The sequence below is a fragment of the Plebeiibacterium marinum genome, assembly GCF_026013615.1.
GTDB lineage: Bacteria > Bacteroidota > Bacteroidia > Bacteroidales > Marinilabiliaceae > Saccharicrinis > Saccharicrinis marinus_A.
In genome coordinates, this window is the sequence record NZ_JAPDPI010000027.1 from 21392 (window position 1) to 40766 (window position 19375).

A 19375-nucleotide genomic window follows, 5' to 3' on the forward strand; every position below is an offset into this window, starting at 1 on the left:
GTAAGGAAAGTATAATAGAGTAAGAATATAAAGGTGTTAGATATGAATTTTAGAAATGTATTATTGTTGGTGTTTTTGTGTTTTGTCTTTTTTGTGACTAATGCTCAAAAAGTAAAGACGTTTGATCCGGATTTTTCAGCCTGCGGTTGGATTAAAGATGTGGGGGCACGCACCATACCATCTTCAAGAGGTGTGGATTATAACCCGGCTGATTTTGGTGCTGTTGGTGATGGAATTACGATGTGTACTGAAGCTATTCAGGCAGCTATTGATGCGTGTTCTGAAAACGGAGGTGGGGTTGTAAGGTTTGAAACCGGGATTTATCTCACTGGATCTGTGTTCTTAAAGTCCAATGTAATTCTTGATATTCCCAAAGGGGTAAGGATTGTTGGGAGTCAGGATATTAAAGATTATAAAGAGATTCCTGGCCGGGTGGCTGGAATTGAAATGACCTGGCCGGCGGCACTGATTAATATTATTGGTCAGCAAAATGTTGCAGTAACAGGTGATGGGGTTATAGACGGTGACGGAAAAGTGTTTTGGGATAAATACAGGGCCATGCGTAAGGAATATGATCCCAAAGGTTTGCGTTGGGTGGTTGATTATGATTGTAAGCGCCCGAGGGGTATAATCATAGAAAATTCAAAAGATGTTACATTACAGGATGTTGTGCTTTATCGTCCGGGCTTTTGGTCTGTTCATATCTTGTACTCCGAATATATAACGGTTAAGGGAATGACCATTAACAATAATATAGAAGCACGGGGGCCAAGCACCGATGGGATTGATATAGACTCTTCTGAGAGAGTTTTAGTGGAAGGTTGTTATGTGAATTGTAATGATGATAATTTTTGCCTGAAAGCCGGACGCGATGCTGATGGTTTAAGGGTGAATAAACCTTGTCAGTATATAGTGATTAGAGATTGTATTGCAGGACATGGAGATGGTTTGTTTACCTGTGGTAGTGAAACCTCTGGAGGTATTAAAAATGTGTTGATATACAATATGCAGGGATTGGGTACCAAATATGGTTTGCGATTTAAGAGTACATCGCAACGGGGTGGAACCATCGAAAACATCTATATATATAATGTTAAAATGGATGGAGTAAGGGATCCGTTTGTGGTAAATTTGAACTGGCATCCAAAATATAGTAATTCACTGCTGCCAGAAGGCTATGTTTATGAGGATCTGCCTGTTCACTGGAAAAAACTTTTAGAGAAAGTTGATCCTGAAGACGGGTTACCAAAGTTTAGGAATATTCACTTTGAAAATGTAGAAGCCATCAATGCAAATACTTGTATTAAGGTTACAGGATTAGAGGAGAGCACTATAGATAATTTTAGTTTTACTAACGTTAGCTTTTCAGGTGAGGAAGCCGGAAAGATATCTTACGCAAAAGACTGGATTTTTAATAAATTTTCTGTGTCAGGGACAAAAGATTCAAAAGTAGAAATGGAAAACAATAGCAAAGTAAAAATAAAATAGCAGCATATTATCCTAAAATCACACCTATAGCACGGCTTCATCAAACAGGTAATAAGAAACCAGATCCCGGTCTGCCTTTGTTCTTCTATTAAAAAGAAAGAGATAAGGGAAGGCCGGGATCTGTCACTTGTATATACTATTAACAGTAAGTAAATATCTAAGTGATTTTCCTTCTTAGTTAACAAATCGATACCTATATGTAAACATATTTTAAGCTTACAGATTTATTTTCACTCTATTTTTGTTTATCAACAATCAATCTGTAGATAAATGAAAATAAAATCGCGAAAAACAAAAAGCAGTTTAGTTTTAGGACTTTTATTGGTAATTAGTTGTTCGGGAGTCCGGGCAAATATTTCATTGCCGGCCATTTTTGGAAACCATATGGTTATGCAACAAAATGCCGAAGTGAAACTTTGGGGGTGGGGAAAGCCTTTGGAAGGTGTAAAGGTGAAAACAAGCTGGTCGGCCGATACTTTACATACCGTAGTTACTCAAAATGGAAACTGGTCAGTAAGCCTGCAAACGCCATCAGCCGGAGAAACACATGAAATAGCCATTCAGGGCTATAACAAAGTTGAAATCAAAGATGTTTTGATGGGTGAAGTCTGGTTGTGTTCTGGTCAGTCTAACATGGAATGGTCTGTTGATCATGGTATCATTAATGGAGAAGAAGCAGCCCGGGAAGCCGAAAATAATGAAATACGATTGTTTCATGTTGTATGGAAAAGTTCACCATATCCCTGTATTGATCTGGATGGACAATGGGTGAAATGTACACCGGAAACCATGCGTCCATTCAGTGCTATAGGATACTTTTTTGGTAAAGAGCTCAATAAAAAACTGAATTGTCCTGTGGGTTTAATCAGTTCAAATTGGGGCGGTACACCTATCGAAGCCTGGATTCCTGAATATGAAATAAGATCAAGAAAAAAGCTGAACGATGCAGCCAATAAACTGCCTCATTTTGCATGGGCACCTAACGAAGTAGCATATACGTATAATGCAATGATTGCACCCTTGTTGCCATTTTCAATAAAAGGAGTGCTGTGGTATCAGGGTGAAGCCAATGTGGATAATGCTTATGTCTATACCGATATGCTGGAATTATTGGTTAAAACCTGGCGGGATAAATTCAATACAGAGTTTGATTTTTATTATGCGCAAATAGCACCGTTTATGCATTATCAAAATGATGATGGGGTTAAAGTTCGTGATGCACAGCGGAGAGCACTGGATAGAATTTCCAATTCGGCCATGGTGGTATTAAGTGACATAGGGGATACAACAGATATTCATCCACGCAAAAAAATAGATGCAGGTAAACGCTTTGCTCAAGTCGCATTAAATAAAACATATGGTTACGAGGAGTATCCTGTATCCGGACCTCTGTTTAAGGATTACCTGATCAAAGAAAATAAGATAGAGGTTTTATTTGATTACAGTGATGGTTTATACTGCTCAGATAAAAAACTGACAATGTTTGAACTTGCCGGGGAAGATCTTCAATGGTACCCGGCTAAGGCTGTTATTAAGCAGGGAAAAGTAGTAGTGAGTTCAGGTAAAGTATCTCGCCCGGTACATGTGCGCTTTGCATGGACCAATGCAGCTACTCCAAATTTATTTAACAAATACAATCTGCCTGCATCAGGTTTTACTACGCTAGAGTGGCGTAATGTTAAGCACTCACTGTAAAAAACTTTGCGGCTTTGCGAGATAATATTAATCCAATAAAACAACCATATTAAGCTTTTAGCACGCAATAGGTCTGATCTGCAATTTTCTTTGCGCCTTTGCGGCTTTGCGAGAAATCTAAAACGCATGAAAAAATCCTCAATAGTAATAATCACTTGTTTGTTAATCAATATTCTATCGCAAGCACAGGGAATAAGAGAGAGAGTCAACTTCGATGATAATTGGTATTTTGCCTTTGGGCATCCCTTCAATAAGTCCAGAGATTTTAATACAGGAACAAGTTACTTTACCTATCTGGCTAAAGCCCGGTACGGAGGTGATGGTGCCGCAGCCATAGATTTTGATCACCGGGCATGGCGTAAATTGAATGTGCCTCACGACTGGGCTGTAGAAATGCCTTTTGATTCTAAAGCAAGCCATAGTCATGGATATAAAGCTGTAGGGCCAGGTTTTCCTGATGTTTCGGTGGGCTGGTATCGTAAAACATTTAAAATAGACAGCACCGATTTAGGCAAACAAATATTTCTTGATTTTGATGGCGTATCGCGAGATTCCAAAGTCTGGGTAAATGGACATTATCTGGGCAATGAACCAAGCGGTTACCAGAGTTTTAGTTATAATATCAGCGATATTCTGAATTATGGTGAAGAAAATGTGGTAGCAGTAAGAGCTGATGTGAGTATGGAAGAAGGCTGGTACTACGAAGGAGCAGGAATTTACCGTCATGTGTGGCTGCGTAAAACTTCGGGACTTCATGTACCTAAGGATGGTACTTTTGTTTATAGCGAAATTAAAGATAATGATGCATTAGTGCGTGTTGAGGTGGAAGTTGTAAACAAGGAAAATCATTCCATTGAATTCGGAGTGTTGAATCAGCTTGTAGATGCAGAGGGCAAGGTAGTTGCAACTTCAGTAAATGATGTTGACACGTTAGATGCCATGGCTCATACCCAGATGAAGTCAGAAATTAAAGTTAATGATGCCCACCTTTGGTCGCTTAAAGATCCGTATTTACATACTGTATTAACTCAAATTACAGTTGGCGGTAAAGTGGTAGATGAATATCGCACGCGCATTGGGATCCGAAGTATTCGTTTTGATGCCAACAAAGGATTTTTCTTAAATGGAGAACATGTAAAACTAAAAGGTACCAATAATCATCAGGATCATGCCGGGGTGGGCTGTGCTATGCCCGATGATTTAATTCGCTGGCGCTTACAACAATTAAAATCCTTTGGAAGTAATGCGATCCGTAGTTCGCATAACCCACCAACTCCCGAGTTATTGCAATTGTGCGACGAGATGGGAATGTTGGTGATAGATGAAAACCGCCTGATGGGGACTACCGAAAAAGCTTTGCACGAGATGGAACGTTTGATTCGTCGCGATCGTAATCATCCATCCGTAATTGTTTGGTCCGTTGGTAACGAAGAGTGGGGTATTGAGTGGAATGAAATAGGAGCCCGGATGACGCAGACCATGCAAAATTTTGCCAGGCAAATTGATCCGACACGACCAGTAAATGTGGCTATAAGCGGAGGGTGGGGACAAGGCTCATCCACTTCGGTTGAAATAATGGGTTTTAACTATCTGATTCATGGTGATACGGATGAATTTCATCAGCAATTCCCCGATAAACCTTGCATTGGTACAGAAGAGGGATCTACTTATACAACCCGAGGTGTTTACATCGAAGATGATGAAAAGCACTATAAAACAGCTTATGATGTAAAGCCATTGCCGGGTTGGTTTACCATTCAGGAGTGCTGGAAACACTATATCGAGCGAGATTATTTGTCGGGTATGTTCATTTGGACGGGTTTTGACTATCGGGGAGAGCCCACACCTTACGTTTGGCCTTCGGTTACATCCTATTTTGGTATGATGGATTTGTGTGGTTTCCCAAAAGACAATGTTTATTATTTAAAATCATGGTGGCAGGATAAACCGGTATTACATCTTTTACCACATTGGAACTGGCACGATGGAGATACAATTAATGTTTGGGCTTATAGTAATTGTAACGAAGTAGAGCTATTCCTCAACAATAAATCGCTTGGCAAAAAAGCAATGGAACCTAATGGTCATCTGGCATGGAATGTGCCATTTAAATCCGGTTCAATCAAAGCGATAGGGTATAATAACGGAAAAAAAGTGTTGACTTGCGAGCGAAAAACTACCGGAAAAGCCAAGAATATACAACTAGTCTGTAACAAAACGACCCTGAATAATAATGGTATAGCCATGATTACTGTTGATGTTACTGATAAACGAGGAAACCATATTGCCACGGCTGATCATTTATTGGAATTTGAGATAGAAGGTGCCGGAAAAATTATTGGTGTGGGTAATGGTAATCCTACTTCTCTGGAAAAGGAAGTATTTGTTGACACATACCTACAGATTGAGTTGCCAAAGGCTGAATTGGTAGATATGGACTCCGTAGAAATTGAGAAAAGTAATTTAAAGGGAGATGTTGAATTAAAGGCGATGAGAACATCTTTTACCTTAAACGATATTCCTAATGCAGAGCAGTCTTACACATGGTATTATAAGCATGTGGGCAATCAACAAAGTATATATTTAAACGGGCATTTACTTAGAGAAAAGGTGTTGGCAAAGGCTGGTGACGCTCAGTTTGCTATTGATAAAAACTGGCTTAAAATGGGCGAGAATAACATTGTGGTGATTGCAGATCCTTTTAAACCTAAAAACAAATGGGACGAACCCAATAAGATCCCGGGAGTGATTCAGGTAATAACTAAATCAGAAAAAGTTCATCGCCGCCTGTTTAAAGGTCTGGCTCAGGTTATTGTACAAGCCGATGGAGAAGGTGAAATCAACCTAAAGGCAACTTCTGAAGGATTAGAAGCAGGAGAGATTAAAATTGTAGTTAAGAACACAATAGATCGTTAGATTTTAGATAATAGACATTAGACTGATTTACAATTTGCTTAAAATCAATAAGATAATAATTTTGTCATAAATTATTCAATGTATTTAGATTCAGTACATTATAAAAAATTAACGAACTAATGGAACAATAAATAGTTAATAAAACCGCTAAGTGCCATGCTCCATAAGTGTAAAAAGTTTGTGTGATAAATTACTATTTTACAGGAAGATGATGTTTTTACATTATTGTGACTTTGCAAAAAAAATATATCCATGAGAAATTCAATTATTTTATTACTATCACTTACGTGCGTGTTCCTAAATGCGCAAAGTAAAAATGAAAATACCGAGGTTGGCTTATATCATAACCCCATTTTTGCAGGAGATTATCCTGATCCAAGTATATTGGTTGATGGAGATAATTATTACGTTGTTCATTCTTCGTTTGAATATTATCCGGGATTAACCATTTATCACTCAAGAGATCTGGTAAACTGGAAACCGGTAACCAGTGCTTTGACCAAGTACATAGGCTCTGTTTGGGCACCGGATTTGGTAAAATATAAGAACAAATATTATATCTATTTTCCGGCAAATAATACCAATTATGTGGTGGTTGCCGATTCTATTACAGGCCCATGGAGTGAACCTGTGGATTTAAAGGTTGGAAATATAGATCCGGGCCATATTGCTGATGATGAGGGTAATCGGTATCTGTATTTTAGTAATGGAGGTTATGTTTCCTTGTCGGAAGATGGTTTAAGGGTTACCAGCGAACTAAAGCAAGCCTATGATGGTTGGCCCATACCCAGAGAATGGACTATTGAATGTTTTTGTATGGAAGGACCAAAGTTATTTAAACGTGGCGAGTATTACTATCTTATTGTAGCGCAAGGGGGAACGGCAGGACCAGCAACTGGACATATGGTTATATCTGCCCGTTCAAAATCACCTTTGGGTCCTTGGGAAAACTCCTCTTACAATCCAATTATAAGGACAGTAGACAATTCTGAACACTGGCATTCTGTAGGACATGGAACTGTGTTTGAAGGTAAGGATAATAATTGGTGGATGATTTTTCATGGTTATGAAAAAGGTTTCTATAATATGGGACGTCAAACGTTGTTGGCTCCAATAGAATGGACTAAAGATGGTTGGTTTAAATTACCTCAGGATTTTGATATTACTCAACCGATAAAACAACCATCTTTGGCAGGTGACCAAATTAAGGCATCGTTTAACTATGATTTTGGTAAGGCATCATTAAATCCGGAATGGGAATTTTTTGGAGAATATGATCCGTCACGTTTTTATTTAGAAGACAATACACTGGATATTCAGGCAAAAGGCTCTGTGCTTGCAGATTGCTCGCCGCTTTTATTGATGCCGGCAGACCATTCCTACACAGCGGAGGTGGAGTTAGAGATTGAAGGGGATGCTATAGGTGGATTAGTTTTGTACTATAGTAATATGTTTGCTTCCGGGATTCTTGCCGATAAATCCAATATTTTAGCTAATTTGCGCGGATGGCAGTTTGCAACCGAAAAAGGTGTTATTGACCAACATGTATACCTGAAGCTTCGGAATGTCAATCATATTGTTGATATGTTCTATAGCTTAGATGGAGAAAAGTGGATGAAAATAGAAAGTTCAATGGAGGTTTCTGCCTATCACCATAATGTATTAGGCGGTTTTTTGAGTTTGCGAATTGGTTTGGTTTCCATGGGAGAAGGAAATGTTAAGTTTAGTAATTTTAAATATGAACCTATAAACAATAGTTCGTTAGTTTTTTATTAGTGTAAGATTATGAGATATTTAATAAAATCAACTTAAGTTAGGTAAAAATTTGATTTTAAGCATCTTGTAAATGAGTCTCTTATCTCTTATCTAAAATCTAACGATCTGTTATATTAAATAACATAACAAATATATAATGCAGAAAATCAGTCAAATTTTTATTCTCATTTCAGTTGTATTGCTTAGTGCATGCAGTGAAAAAGTAGTTCGGGTTGCATATGATAATACCAATTTAACTTATGAAGGCAGGATTGTATATCAGGAAGATGCCGCAGAATTTTCATGGCCAGGCACCTCGGTAACCATGCAATTTGAGGGTACAGGAGTTTCTGCTACTCTGCAGGACCTGGATACTGCCAATTATTATAATGTGATTGTTGATGGAGAAGTGATTTCTAAGATACACACCGACTCAGTGAAGCAATCCTATCAGTTGGCTTCTGGTTTATCAGAGGGCAAACATATTGTACAACTGTTTAAGAGAACCGAATGGGATAAAGGTAAAACTTTGTTTTATGGTTTTAAGGTAGATAAAGGAGGTAAGCTATTGCCAGCACCGGAACCAAAAAAAAGAAAAATAGAGTTTTATGGTAACTCGATAACCTGTGGTTTTGGTAATGAGGATTATAGCGGGAAAGATCGGTGGTTTGGATATTTTCAGAATAACTACGAAACCTATGGGGCAATTACTGCACGTCATTTTGATGCGCAATACAGCTGTATTGCAAAAAGTGGTATTGGTATTGTGATTAGTTGGTTTCCAATGATTATGCCTGAAATGTATGATAGGGTAGATGCTACAGATTCAACATCTGTATGGGATTTTTCACAATACACACCCGATGTAGTGGTGGTGAACCTTTTTCAGAATGATTCCTGGTTGGTAAACAGGCCGGAGCATGAATCTTTTAAAAGTCGTTTTGGTACTTCTAAACCCGATAGTGGATTTATTATAGAATCATATAAGCAATTTATATCATCTCTTCGTTCAAAATACCCTGATGCCCATATTATTTGCGCTCTTGGAAACATGGATGCCACTCGTGAAGGTTCTGAATGGCCCGGTTATATTCAAACAGCTGTCGACCAAATGGGTGACAGTAACTTATATACCTGCTTTTTTCCATTTAAAAATACAGGGGGGCATCCTAAGGTTGAGGAGCAACAAGCCATGGCCAAACAGCTAATTGGTTTTATTGAAGAGAATATTGAGTGGTAATTGGCAATACTTACATAAGTATCATTATAAGTTGGAAACTATAGAGGATCAAAGTTATAATTTATAAAATTCCTGCAAATCAGCTCTTCCCTTTGCTCCTGAATGCAAGGGGAAGTTCCGCACCGTAGGTGCGGCAATGGGGATTTAATATGTTACAGTTACAATTAATAGTTCAAACGTGGACTATCTCAGTTTTTTTCGCCCTTGTTTACATTTTTACACATATGCTTATCATTTTTGCACCTCAGGCAAATTCATCTGGTCTAACTTTGTGGATAAATTCTAAATCAAAGTATTATGACTCAAATGAAATGGCTAAAATGCATTGTGATATCATGTGTTTTTTGCATCTCGCCCTTATTAAAAGCACAAATTCAAAATCATGGTCTGGTTAATGAACCTGTAGATATTTCACCGGATTTTTATGATTTTAAGAATACCTATTATTTTGCAGATAGCCTTGTGCAGTTTAATCCTGCAACAGGAACAGGTAAAGTAGCTTATAACCGTTACGAATACAAAACACGTTATGCATTTAATAATATGCTGGGCGTGTTACGTCCGGTTACTGAAAATGAATTTCCTGAAGGAGAATATGAAGCATCTCCAAAACAAAACTTTTCCATTGAGTTTGTATCAGATAAAACAGTCAGGTTGCGTTTTTTTAGTGGTAAAGACTATACTGCCAATGAGCAATCACTGATGTTGGTAAATGGTCATGTAAAGGCCGGTAAAATTTGGGATTATTCAAAAATAGAGGGGAACTATATCTACTCAAGCAAATATGGTAAAGTCGTAGTAAGTGCGTATCCCTGGCGTATTGCATTTTACAATGCAGAGGGTAAACTTTTAACGGCAACCAATCATCATCTGGATAATGCAGAATCAACCTACACGCCAATTATGCCGTTTTCTTATGTTAGGCGGGCCAGCGATTATTCCAGAAGCTTTAATGCAGCTTTTACTTTGTCGCCCAACGAAATGATTTTTGGTTGTGGTGAATCCTATACCCAGTTTAATAAACGAGGCCAAAAGGTGGTTTTATGCACAGATGATGCCAATGGTGTTCAAAACGAAACCATGTATAAACCCATCCCATTTTTTATGAGTAGCAGGGGCTATGGTATGTTTATGCATACTTCAACACCCATAACCTGCGATTTTGGAAAATACTTTAGCGGTTTAAATTCAATTATGGTTGGTGATGAATCATTGGATTTATTTGTATTTCTGGGAGAACCTAAAGATGTGTTAAATGAATATACGAACCTTACCGGAAAAGCACAGATGCCTCCGCTTTGGTCTTTTGGTTTTTGGATGAGTCGCATTACTTATTTTAGTGAGGAGGATGGTCGTACCGTAGCCAAAGATTTACGGAAGAATAAGATCCCTTGCGATGTGATTCATTTTGATACAGGATGGTTTGAAACGGATTGGCGTTGCGATTATCAGTTTTCTACTTCTCGTTTTGAGGATGCAGGTAAGATGATTACCGACCTGAAGAAACAGGGTTTTGAAACCTGTTTGTGGCAGCTTCCTTTTTTTGTGCCTAAAAATGAGCTTTTTAGTGAGATAGTTGATAAGGGACTGTTTGTTAAGAATCCTAAAGGAAATTTACCTTACGAAGATGCAGTCCTCGATTTCTCAAACCCCAAAACAGTGGACTGGTATCAAAGTAAGATTGCTGGGTTGCTTGAACTGGGCGTTGGTGCCATTAAGGTTGATTTTGGCGAAGCAGCACCTTATAACGGTATTTATGCTTCAGGGAAAACAGGTTTCTATGAGCATAACTTATTTCCTCTTAGATATAATAAAGCGGTTGCTGAGATTACGCAAAAAACCAAGGGAGAACAAATTATGTGGGCACGTAGTACCTGGGCCGGAAGCCAGCGCTACCCTGTGCATTGGGGAGGAGATCCAGCCAACACAAATACGGCTATGGCAGCAGCCTTACGAGGAGGACTCTCCATTGGTTTGAGTGGGTTTTCATTCTGGAGTCATGATATAGGTGGTTTTGTACTTCAAACACCTGAAGATTTATACAGAAGATGGACGCCTTTTGGCATGCTGACATCACATACCCGAAGTCATGGCGCTCCACCAAAAGAGCCTTGGGAATACAGTAAAGTTTTTTTAAACGATTTCAGAAAAGCCGATAATATGCGCTACCGGTTGATGCCATATATTTATGCCCAGGCTAAAAAGTGTACCCAGACAGGTTTGCCTATGATGCGTGCTCTTTTTGTAGAATTTCCTGATGATCCGGGTTCCTGGTTAGTCGATGATGAATATTTGTTTGGAGAAGATATTTTGGTAGCGCCCTTGTTTGAGGAAGTAACAGAACGCAATGTATATCTGCCTAAAGGCAACTGGATCGATTACCAGACAGGTAAAATATATGAAGGAGGCTGGCACCTGATTGAGGCAGGGGATATTCCAATTGTTATGCTGGTAAAGGAGGGTTCGGTTATTCCTCATATCCAACTGGCTCAATCAACCAAAGATATGGATTGGAGTAAGCTGGAACTGAAAGTTTATGGTCAAAATATCCAGGAGGCTAAAGGATTGATATGCTTGCCGGAAGATGTGAAACTACACGAAATTACTGTAAAAAAACAAGGTGCACAGTGGCAGGTAAATAACGAAGGAATCAACAGTGCATTAGTAATAAAGGAAATGCTTATTAAATAAAAGAGGTATATGATGTTAAGATTTAAGATAGTATGGCTGTTGATGGTTTTTGTTACGTCTGCTCAGCTGTTGGCACAGGATTTCTTTTCAAAGGAAGATCTCATGTCGGTTGGAGTTTATTATTACCCTGAACACTGGCCCGAAGAGCAGTGGGAGAGGGATATTAAGAATATTGCCAATCAGGGTTTTGAGTTTATCCATATGGCTGAGTTTGCCTGGTCTCAGATGGAACCAACGGAAGGTAATTTTGATTTTATGTGGCTAGATAAAGTGGTTGAACTGGCCGACAAAAATGGGTTAAAAGTAATTTTGGGAACTCCTACGCCTTGTCCTCCCGTTTGGCTAAGTATCAAGCATCCCGAAATATTTCTTAAAGACGCCAATTATCAACGTAAGGAACATGGAACAAGAGCGAACATGTCCTTGTCGAACCCAATTGTGTTAAAGTATACCCAAAAGATTGTTGCTGCTATGGCTCAGCACTATGGTTCAAATAAAGCGGTAATTGGTTGGCAAATAGATAATGAACCAGAAGCCAAAGAGGATTACAGTGAATCAGCACAACAGGCTTTTCGAATTTGGCTGAAAGAAAAATATACAGATATTGATAGTTTAAACACATCATGGGGAACCGCTTTTTGGAGCCAGTTATATAAAACATTTAGCGAGGTATGTATCCATAATGCCAATAATGTAGGATGGTGGGGGACTAACCCGATAGCCTTGCTTGATTTCAAAAGGTTTACAGCAGATACGCAGGCGGCATTTCTTGATTTTCAGGCTGATGAGCTAAGGAAATATATCGATAAAAATCAGTTTGTCACTACAAATTATGTAGCCAAAGGCAGTCAGACTGATCCACTTAGAAGTACTAAGATGGATTTTGCATCCTTTACAGCCTACCCAAATTACGGAAGCAACAATCTTGGAGAGCTTGGTTTTCGTTTAGGGGATTATTCAGTGCTGATGTATGCCAATGATTATTATAAATCAGTGGATGGCATTACCGGGGTTATGGAATTGCAACCGGGGCAGGTAAACTGGGCCAGCCATAATTCATTGTTACAACCGGGTACGGTTCGAATGTGGCTTTGGCATTGCTTTGCAGGTGGAAGTTCATATGCCTGTACCTACCGTTACCGCCAGGTTTTATTTGGTGCTGAGCAATATCATCATGGTATTGTAGCTACAGATGGGGTTTCTTTAAGCCAGGGAGGGAAAGAATATGTTGAGGTTATAAAGGAAATGAATCAGTTGCGTAAAAATTACAATTCCAAATTACAAATGCCCAAAGAATTACAAAAACGAAAGGCTGCTATCCTGTGGTCGTTTGATAACCTATGGAACCTGGAACGCCAAAAGCAGACTTTTAAATGGGATACCTGGAAACATATGCAACGTTATCAGTCTGTTTTGCATTCATTGGGGGCTCCGGTGGCTTTTATTTCTGAGGAAGATGATTTTAACCAGTTTCCTTTTTTAATTGTTCCTGCTTATGAGATGGTTGATTCTGCCTTAATTAAAAAATGGAAGGATTATGTTTCAAAAGGTGGAAACCTTATTGTTAGTGCAAGAACGGGAGCTAAAGATAAAAATGCGCATTTATGGGAAAGCAACCTGTCGGGTATTATGAATGAATTAATTGGGGGTGAGGTTAGAACATTTGATATGTTGCCGGGAGGAACTACAGGACAAATTACAATGAAAGGACGATCTTACTCCTGGAATTCGTGGGGTGAACAAATTGTAGCAGATGGCGGGTCGGAAGTACTGGCTGTTTATAACGATCAGTTCTATAAAGGCGCCTCTTGCATTCTATCTGCCAAAATCGGTAAAGGCAAGGTGTGGTATATTGGTGTTGAATCTATTGATGGCCAATTGGAAAAGGATATAATTAAACATGCTTATCTACAGAATAAGGTAACTTGCGAAGACTATCCGGAAGGTGTATTTGTTGACTACCGTGATGGTTTTATGGTAGCCGTAAATTATTCTTCCGATGATTATATTTTAGGTTATGAGGGTAATTATTTAATTGGAGATAAGGTATTACACCCTGCCGATGTTGCAGTTTGGAGTGTTCATAAGTCTGAAAAACACCCATAGATCGGGATTAAGTTGCACCTTATAAACTTTTTATAAGGTGTGATTGATCATTATTAATAAAAGATCCAATAAATAATGAACTTTTAAATTTTCTTTCAGTTTTTTATATGCCTCTTTTTTATGAGAATGGACCGTGTTTTCAGATATGCCCATTTGTTCTGCTATTTCTTTGTTTTTAAGACCTTCGAGTGTGAACTGAATTACAGTTTTCATTTGGTTGGGCAGACTGTTAATGGCTTGATAAAAGATACGGTAGGTTTCTTCTTCAATAAGTATATCCTTGTAAAAATCTTCGGATTCTATTTTTTTTAGGTCATCCAATGCCAAAGTATGCTTCTTTAGTCTCAGATAATTCAGGCTTGCATTTCTAACGGATACGTATAGGTAGGATTTGATTTTTAAAATATTGTCAAAAGTATGGTGTTTTTCCCAGTATTTTACAAATGCTTCCTGAGCAATATCTTGAGCTGCCGAAGTATTAACAACATACTTTTCCGAAAATAAACAAAGCGACGGATAGAATAAATCAAATAAAGTACGAAAAGCACTATCACTTCCGTCATTAAGATCCTTTATCAGTTTATTTGTATCACCTTTGTTCATTTCTGATGAAAAAATTTATTGTTAATAAGATTGATTAAACAATAAGGGACAGTATTAATCATTTATAGATATACATCAACACTGCAAAGATATATTTTTGTGGATTAAATCCTCTAAAAATGTTACATCATGCCGCAAAATAGTGCGTAATTGTATTTATGAAGCAGAAAAAACAACGGGTATTGAGATATTGTGGGGTAATATTTCTAAATGGGTATTCAACTTGTTGTGCTATGCTTTCATTTTTAATCATCAATATCCGTAAGCTATAAATACGTGATTGTTTTTCATAAACAGAGGCTGATCAAATGACCAGCCTCCATATTTATTGTTTAATTATTCGTAGTATGCTATCTATTGAGTAGTTTAAAGGAATAAAGCTTACCTCCTGTTTTTGCGATAAGTACATATATGCCTTTTGCGGGTAGTTTTGACAGTTGTATGTCAACCTGTCTGCCGTAAAATTCCTCCGAGTAAATTTTATTTCCTGAAATATCATATACCTCAATCATATTATTCTCATCTAACAAACCTGTTACTTTTGCGTCATATCCATGATTGTTTAATAAAACCGGGAATGTAAAATCATCAGAAACTTCAATGGCTTCAATATCAGTAGTTGTATTATCTACAACATCTTCAATAACCGCTTCATAATCGTACCAGCGTTTATATATACTTGCCTTTTGGTAAATTCCTTTTACCAGTTTTAGGCGGTAATCATAGTGAGCAGTACGTGTTTCCTCTCCTAAATATATATAGTCGGAATTTGCCACAACAGCAAAAACTACACTGTTTGCAGGAAGCTTTTCAATTACAAGGGCGCATTCTCCTTCAGAAACTGGTTTTCCGTACATGGTAGAGCCATCTTCAGCCCTGTAGCAAAGTTGGCAGCTCATGTTTTTACCCAGTGGTGTAAAGTCCACTATAATGGTATCTCCAGTGTTCACTCCTGAAACATTTAGAGGAATCTGGTTTCCACCTGACCATCCGGGAGTAGTTCTGTATTCCGGGGTTAGTGTTTTTGTTGATGCATCATAAGTTGTTTTGGCGTAGGGAGTTGCTATCCATTCGTCAGGGTTTAACCACGAAGGTTGCCATTCCGCACCAATAGACGTCATAAATGAACCGTTTAGCAATGACTTATAGGCTCCGGTCCAGGGACCCATGTCCAGTAGCGCTTGTTTTGCACGATATTCAATAATTAGCTTTCTTATTTGCATTTCCCCAATTCCATCAGCAAGTCCTTCTAATACACGACCGGTACAATACCTCCATACCCATGCTACAGATTTATTACCCAGGGTTTGCCCCATAAATGTTGGGAAGGTGTTATTGTATTGGTTTCCTCCCAGCAGGTTTCTCCATGTACATATCTGTTGGCTACCATCAAACATATTAACACCTTCTGCACTTGGGCCACCAAACGAATCATCCTGTAACCAGCCAGTATAACATTCAATTGGCATAAAAGGAGCAATAAAACCGGTTACGTTTAAAAATCCCATAGAACTGTAATCGCCGCTTTTTTGAGATTCCATCTCTTGTTGTAACCATGTATTTCCTCCTTCATGGAACCAGGCCGCTTGTTTACATCCAGGCATATCTGCCAATACCGAATGGATTCCTTCGTGTACCATAGCTCCCATTTGTGCTTCCCTGTCGGCGTAAGGGCAATCAGGGTCGAAACTATAAATGGGATAATACGAAGCTAACACCATTGGCCATGATTCTCCGTTGTAATAGATTGAACTTTGCCAGCCTCCTAAATCTGTAGAGTCCGCATCATCAGTGCTCAACCCTGAACCATACAAATATACAGCGCTCCTGTAACCGTTTTTAGCTCTTTTATCCGGTGGCCAACCCATTACATCTCTAAAATAGGCAAAGTCTTCATTCATTCTTTCCAAAAGAGGTGTGATGGCAGCTTCTGTAATTTCAGATTTCTTCTTAGGTCCCCATTTAAAAGTCCACCAACCTGAAGATTGAGAGCCAACCACCTCAGGGCAGTCATCCAGCTCCTTGGTAGGCTCTGTAATATCCGGGTACTCATCCCTGAAGTCGTAGTTAACAGTTGGATTATATGATGGCCAATCAAAGCTGGTCAGCTGGTTGTTTTGCGAACCAACAAAAACCCATATTCCTTCTGAATTAGAAGAATTACCGGTAGCATCCTTAGCTTTTACGGTCAGATAGCTCAGTTTATCTGTTGGTACATCATTTATTGTACCAATGGTATCTGTAAAAGTGGCTAACATTTCGTCGTTTAACACAATGTCATATTCCTTAATTTGATCATTGTCTACACTTTTATCAAATTTCAGAGTAATGCTTGCATTATCTATAGATACAATTTCTGGTTTCCCGGGTTCGGATGGTGCTTCAAAATCGATAACACCACTTTGGGTTCTTCCAAATACCTGAAATTCAACAATACCAGTGGATTCAGTGCTGTTTCTCATTTGAAGGCGCACTTTGTTGGTTGTAACCCCATTTAGTTTGGCCGTGTTGAATTGGTTGATTACAGTGGGTACTTTTGTTTTTGTAACAGACCAATCTCCATTTTCATAATATTCAAAAAAGGCTGTATCCGGAATTAGCAAGCCTCCATTATCGGTAAACCAATATACTTTTACTGAGTCAATAATACAAGAGGCTGCCCATTCGTATTCAATCCAGTTAAACGTATTGGGGCTGTACCAGTTGCCATAAACAGGGTGCGACCTGTCGGTAGACGAAACAGGTTCATATCCATCGTTTACGGCATCAAGGCTTTCCCAGCCCGAAACCAACGAAGTACTTACGTCGGCATAAATCGCAATGTTCTCGTTTTTTTGCGCATTAATTATTCCCATGCTAAAGAAAATTAGCATGGCTGATAGCCAAAGCCGTCTTTGGGTAGGAACTTTTGTTTTTTTTAGAGGATTAGTCCTGAGTCCTCTCATTTTGGTAAATTTCATATTCATTTTGAATTTAGATTTGTGGGATAAACCTATCGTGGCCTGTTGTCAGGCGATATATTTATTCCTGGGTAAATAATAGAGCCCGCGTTCGTGACTCATTTATATATCTGCAGATAATATTTATGATTGTAAAACAAGTTGGTTCAGAAATAAATTCCTTACAACTTTATATTCGAAAGTAGCAGGCAGTCTATCATCAAGCACAAAATCAGTCTTTATATTGCACTTCTTCCGATTTGTTTAAATGCTTTGGCAAGATCAATAATTATGTGTTAAAGGGTTCTAACAGATGTTTAATTAACTTGATTTATTGTTGATGTCCTGGCTAAATATTTTAACTTTTTTGCACATATGTTTAATTGGAGGGTGTGGTTGTACTCAGGTAATCAGGTAGATGGGGTGTGAACTATTGTGCAAGTTACTTTTTAAACTCAGTTTTGAATACGATAATTCCAATACTTGATTGGCATAAATTGATAAGATTTTTGAAATGCAAGATGATGCTCTCTTTTTGTATATTAGTTAAAGCTTTGATATATAGGTACATGTAAGTTTTTGTAATGAATTGAAACAAAAAATCAGAAAATAATTACAAAAAAAAGCAAATATGACCCACCATATTTTAATTCATTAGTGTTATTATAATATCCGGTGGATAATTCTGATATGTAAAACCGGAAAAAACAAGGCCTTTTTTAATTTCATGATTATGGAAGAACAATATTATAACATTAGTAAATTAATTGGTAATTATCTGGCAGATAGTTTGTCTGATATTGAAAAACAGGAACTTGATAAGTGGTTAGGGAAGGATTTACAAAACCGGCAGTTATTTGAAAAATTAATTGCCAATGAGTTTAAAGGGAATAAAATAAAGAAATATGAATCTATAAATGTTGCTTTAGGGTGGGATAAGCTAAAAAGAAAACAATACAAGCAACGTCAAAGAAAAATTGTTTTTAGTGTTTTAAAATATGCTGCTATTATTGCAATACCTGTAATGCTTTCTGTTTTTGTTTTTAAAGATCAACTCTATAACAGTAAACCTGCAATAGTACAATCAATTTCTCCGGGGAAAGAAAAAGCTATTCTTGTGTTAAGTAACGGAAAGGATATGATTCTTGATGAATCAAGTGATAGTTTAAGCGTAGTAAAAGAACATGAAGGGAATGAGATTCAAATTCAGAACCGTCAATTAAGTTACCAAAATACCAATGTAAAAGAACTTGTTTATAATAAACTTATTACACCTATTGGGTGTGAGTATGAAATTATTTTGGGCGATGGTACGGTTGTTAAACTAAATTGTGATTCGGAGCTAAGGTATCCGGTTACTTTTGTGGGGGAGCAACGAGTAGTTTATCTTACAGGGGAGGCATACTTTAAGGTAACCAAAAGTTCCAATCCATTTATTGTTAAAACACCTGATGCAGATATCCAGGTATTAGGAACCACATTTAATGTTTTTGCTTACCAAAATGAAGATCGGGTTCAAACTACTTTAATTGAAGGTAGTGTACAGGTTAGTCATCAAGCAAGTTCTGTAATTATAGAGCCTGGTGAACAAGCTGTTTACTCCAGATCCGGGCAGGTACTTAAAAGCTTGCAAGTGGATACAGATTTGTACACAAGTTGGATCAACGGAGAGTTTAGGTTTGAAGGCGAATCGTTGGAGTCTGCCATGAAAAAATTTGCACGATGGTATGATATTGATGTAAAATATCTTGATGAGGATTCTAAAAATGTGCTCATATCAGGAAAAGTGGACCGCTTCGAGGACTTTAACGTTATCTCTGGAATGATAGAAAAAATTACAGATGTAAAAATAAGAATAGATCAAAACGTTGTATCTATTTCAAAATAAAAGCCAGAAAATGCGGCAACATTTTCCGGCTCAATTAAGTCCGAATACACAATG

General features: G+C 38.0%; 10 protein-coding genes. 8 read left to right on the forward strand and 2 right to left on the reverse strand.

Annotated elements, in window-relative coordinates; translation table 11 throughout:
• Positions 1-42: 42 nt before the first annotated feature.
• The 7 genes from OM074_RS13395 (at position 43) to OM074_RS13425 (ending at position 13891) form a co-directional block, all read left to right on the forward strand.
• The gene (locus OM074_RS13395; RefSeq protein WP_301200235.1) at positions 43-1488 is read left to right on the forward strand and encodes a glycoside hydrolase family 28 protein; all 1446 of its coding nucleotides are present in this window, start codon (positions 43-45) and stop codon (positions 1486-1488) included.
• Positions 1489-1758: 270 nt separating this feature from the next.
• Positions 1759-3183 (forward strand): sialate O-acetylesterase, encoded by a 1425-nt coding sequence (locus OM074_RS13400; protein WP_301200237.1) that lies wholly within the window; start codon positions 1759-1761, stop codon positions 3181-3183.
• A 126-nt stretch (positions 3184-3309) separates the two neighbouring features.
• Positions 3310-6099 (forward strand): beta-galactosidase GalA, encoded by a 2790-nt coding sequence (gene galA, locus OM074_RS13405; protein WP_301200239.1) that lies wholly within the window; start codon positions 3310-3312, stop codon positions 6097-6099.
• Between the two features lie 252 nt (positions 6100-6351).
• A complete protein-coding gene (locus OM074_RS13410) occupies positions 6352-7875 on the forward strand; it encodes a family 43 glycosylhydrolase (RefSeq protein WP_301200240.1) in 1524 nt (507 codons plus the stop codon).
• Positions 7876-8011: 136 nt separating this feature from the next.
• Entirely contained in the window at positions 8012-9094 is a 1083-nt protein-coding gene (locus OM074_RS13415; protein WP_301200242.1) for an SGNH/GDSL hydrolase family protein, read from the forward strand.
• Between the two features lie 297 nt (positions 9095-9391).
• Positions 9392-11785 carry a glycoside hydrolase family 31 protein gene (locus tag OM074_RS13420; RefSeq protein WP_301200244.1) on the forward strand — a complete coding sequence of 798 codons (2394 nt, stop codon included), beginning with the start codon at positions 9392-9394 and terminating at the stop codon, positions 11783-11785.
• A 9-nt stretch (positions 11786-11794) separates the two neighbouring features.
• Positions 11795-13891 carry a beta-galactosidase gene (locus OM074_RS13425; protein WP_301200246.1) on the forward strand — a complete coding sequence of 699 codons (2097 nt, stop codon included), beginning with the start codon at positions 11795-11797 and terminating at the stop codon, positions 13889-13891.
• A 30-nt stretch (positions 13892-13921) separates the two neighbouring features.
• On the opposite strand, the gene OM074_RS13430 is transcribed toward OM074_RS13425, so the two are convergent.
• On the reverse strand, positions 13922-14494 hold the full coding sequence (locus OM074_RS13430; protein ID WP_301200247.1) for an RNA polymerase sigma-70 factor: 573 nt from the start codon (positions 14492-14494) through the stop codon (positions 13922-13924).
• A 350-nt stretch (positions 14495-14844) separates the two neighbouring features.
• Positions 14845-17454, reverse strand: coding sequence for a T9SS type A sorting domain-containing protein (locus tag OM074_RS13435; protein WP_301200249.1), 2610 nt, complete (start codon positions 17452-17454; stop codon positions 14845-14847).
• Between the two features lie 712 nt (positions 17455-18166).
• Here OM074_RS13435 and OM074_RS13440 point away from each other — a divergent pair.
• A complete protein-coding gene (locus OM074_RS13440; protein WP_301200251.1) occupies positions 18167-19321 on the forward strand; it encodes a FecR family protein in 1155 nt (384 codons plus the stop codon).
• The last annotated feature ends 54 nt before the right edge of the window (positions 19322-19375 follow it).

What these genes read in the sequence shown, in the direction of transcription:
- OM074_RS13395 (WP_301200235.1), top strand. Translation starts at nt 43, where the DNA reads ATGAATTTTAGAAATGTATTATTGTTGGTGTTTTTGTGTTTTGTCTTT.
- OM074_RS13400 (WP_301200237.1), top strand. Translation starts at nt 1,759, where the DNA reads ATGAAAATAAAATCGCGAAAAACAAAAAGCAGTTTAGTTTTAGGACTT.
- galA (WP_301200239.1), top strand. Translation starts at nt 3,310, where the DNA reads ATGAAAAAATCCTCAATAGTAATAATCACTTGTTTGTTAATCAATATT.
- OM074_RS13410 (WP_301200240.1), top strand. Translation starts at nt 6,352, where the DNA reads ATGAGAAATTCAATTATTTTATTACTATCACTTACGTGCGTGTTCCTA.
- OM074_RS13415 (WP_301200242.1), top strand. Translation starts at nt 8,012, where the DNA reads ATGCAGAAAATCAGTCAAATTTTTATTCTCATTTCAGTTGTATTGCTT.
- OM074_RS13420 (WP_301200244.1), top strand. Translation starts at nt 9,392, where the DNA reads ATGACTCAAATGAAATGGCTAAAATGCATTGTGATATCATGTGTTTTT.
- OM074_RS13425 (WP_301200246.1), top strand. Translation starts at nt 11,795, where the DNA reads ATGATGTTAAGATTTAAGATAGTATGGCTGTTGATGGTTTTTGTTACG.
- OM074_RS13430 (WP_301200247.1), bottom strand. Translation starts at nt 14,494, where the DNA reads ATGAACAAAGGTGATACAAATAAACTGATAAAGGATCTTAATGACGGA.
- OM074_RS13435 (WP_301200249.1), bottom strand. Translation starts at nt 17,454, where the DNA reads ATGAAATTTACCAAAATGAGAGGACTCAGGACTAATCCTCTAAAAAAA.
- OM074_RS13440 (WP_301200251.1), top strand. Translation starts at nt 18,167, where the DNA reads ATGGAAGAACAATATTATAACATTAGTAAATTAATTGGTAATTATCTG.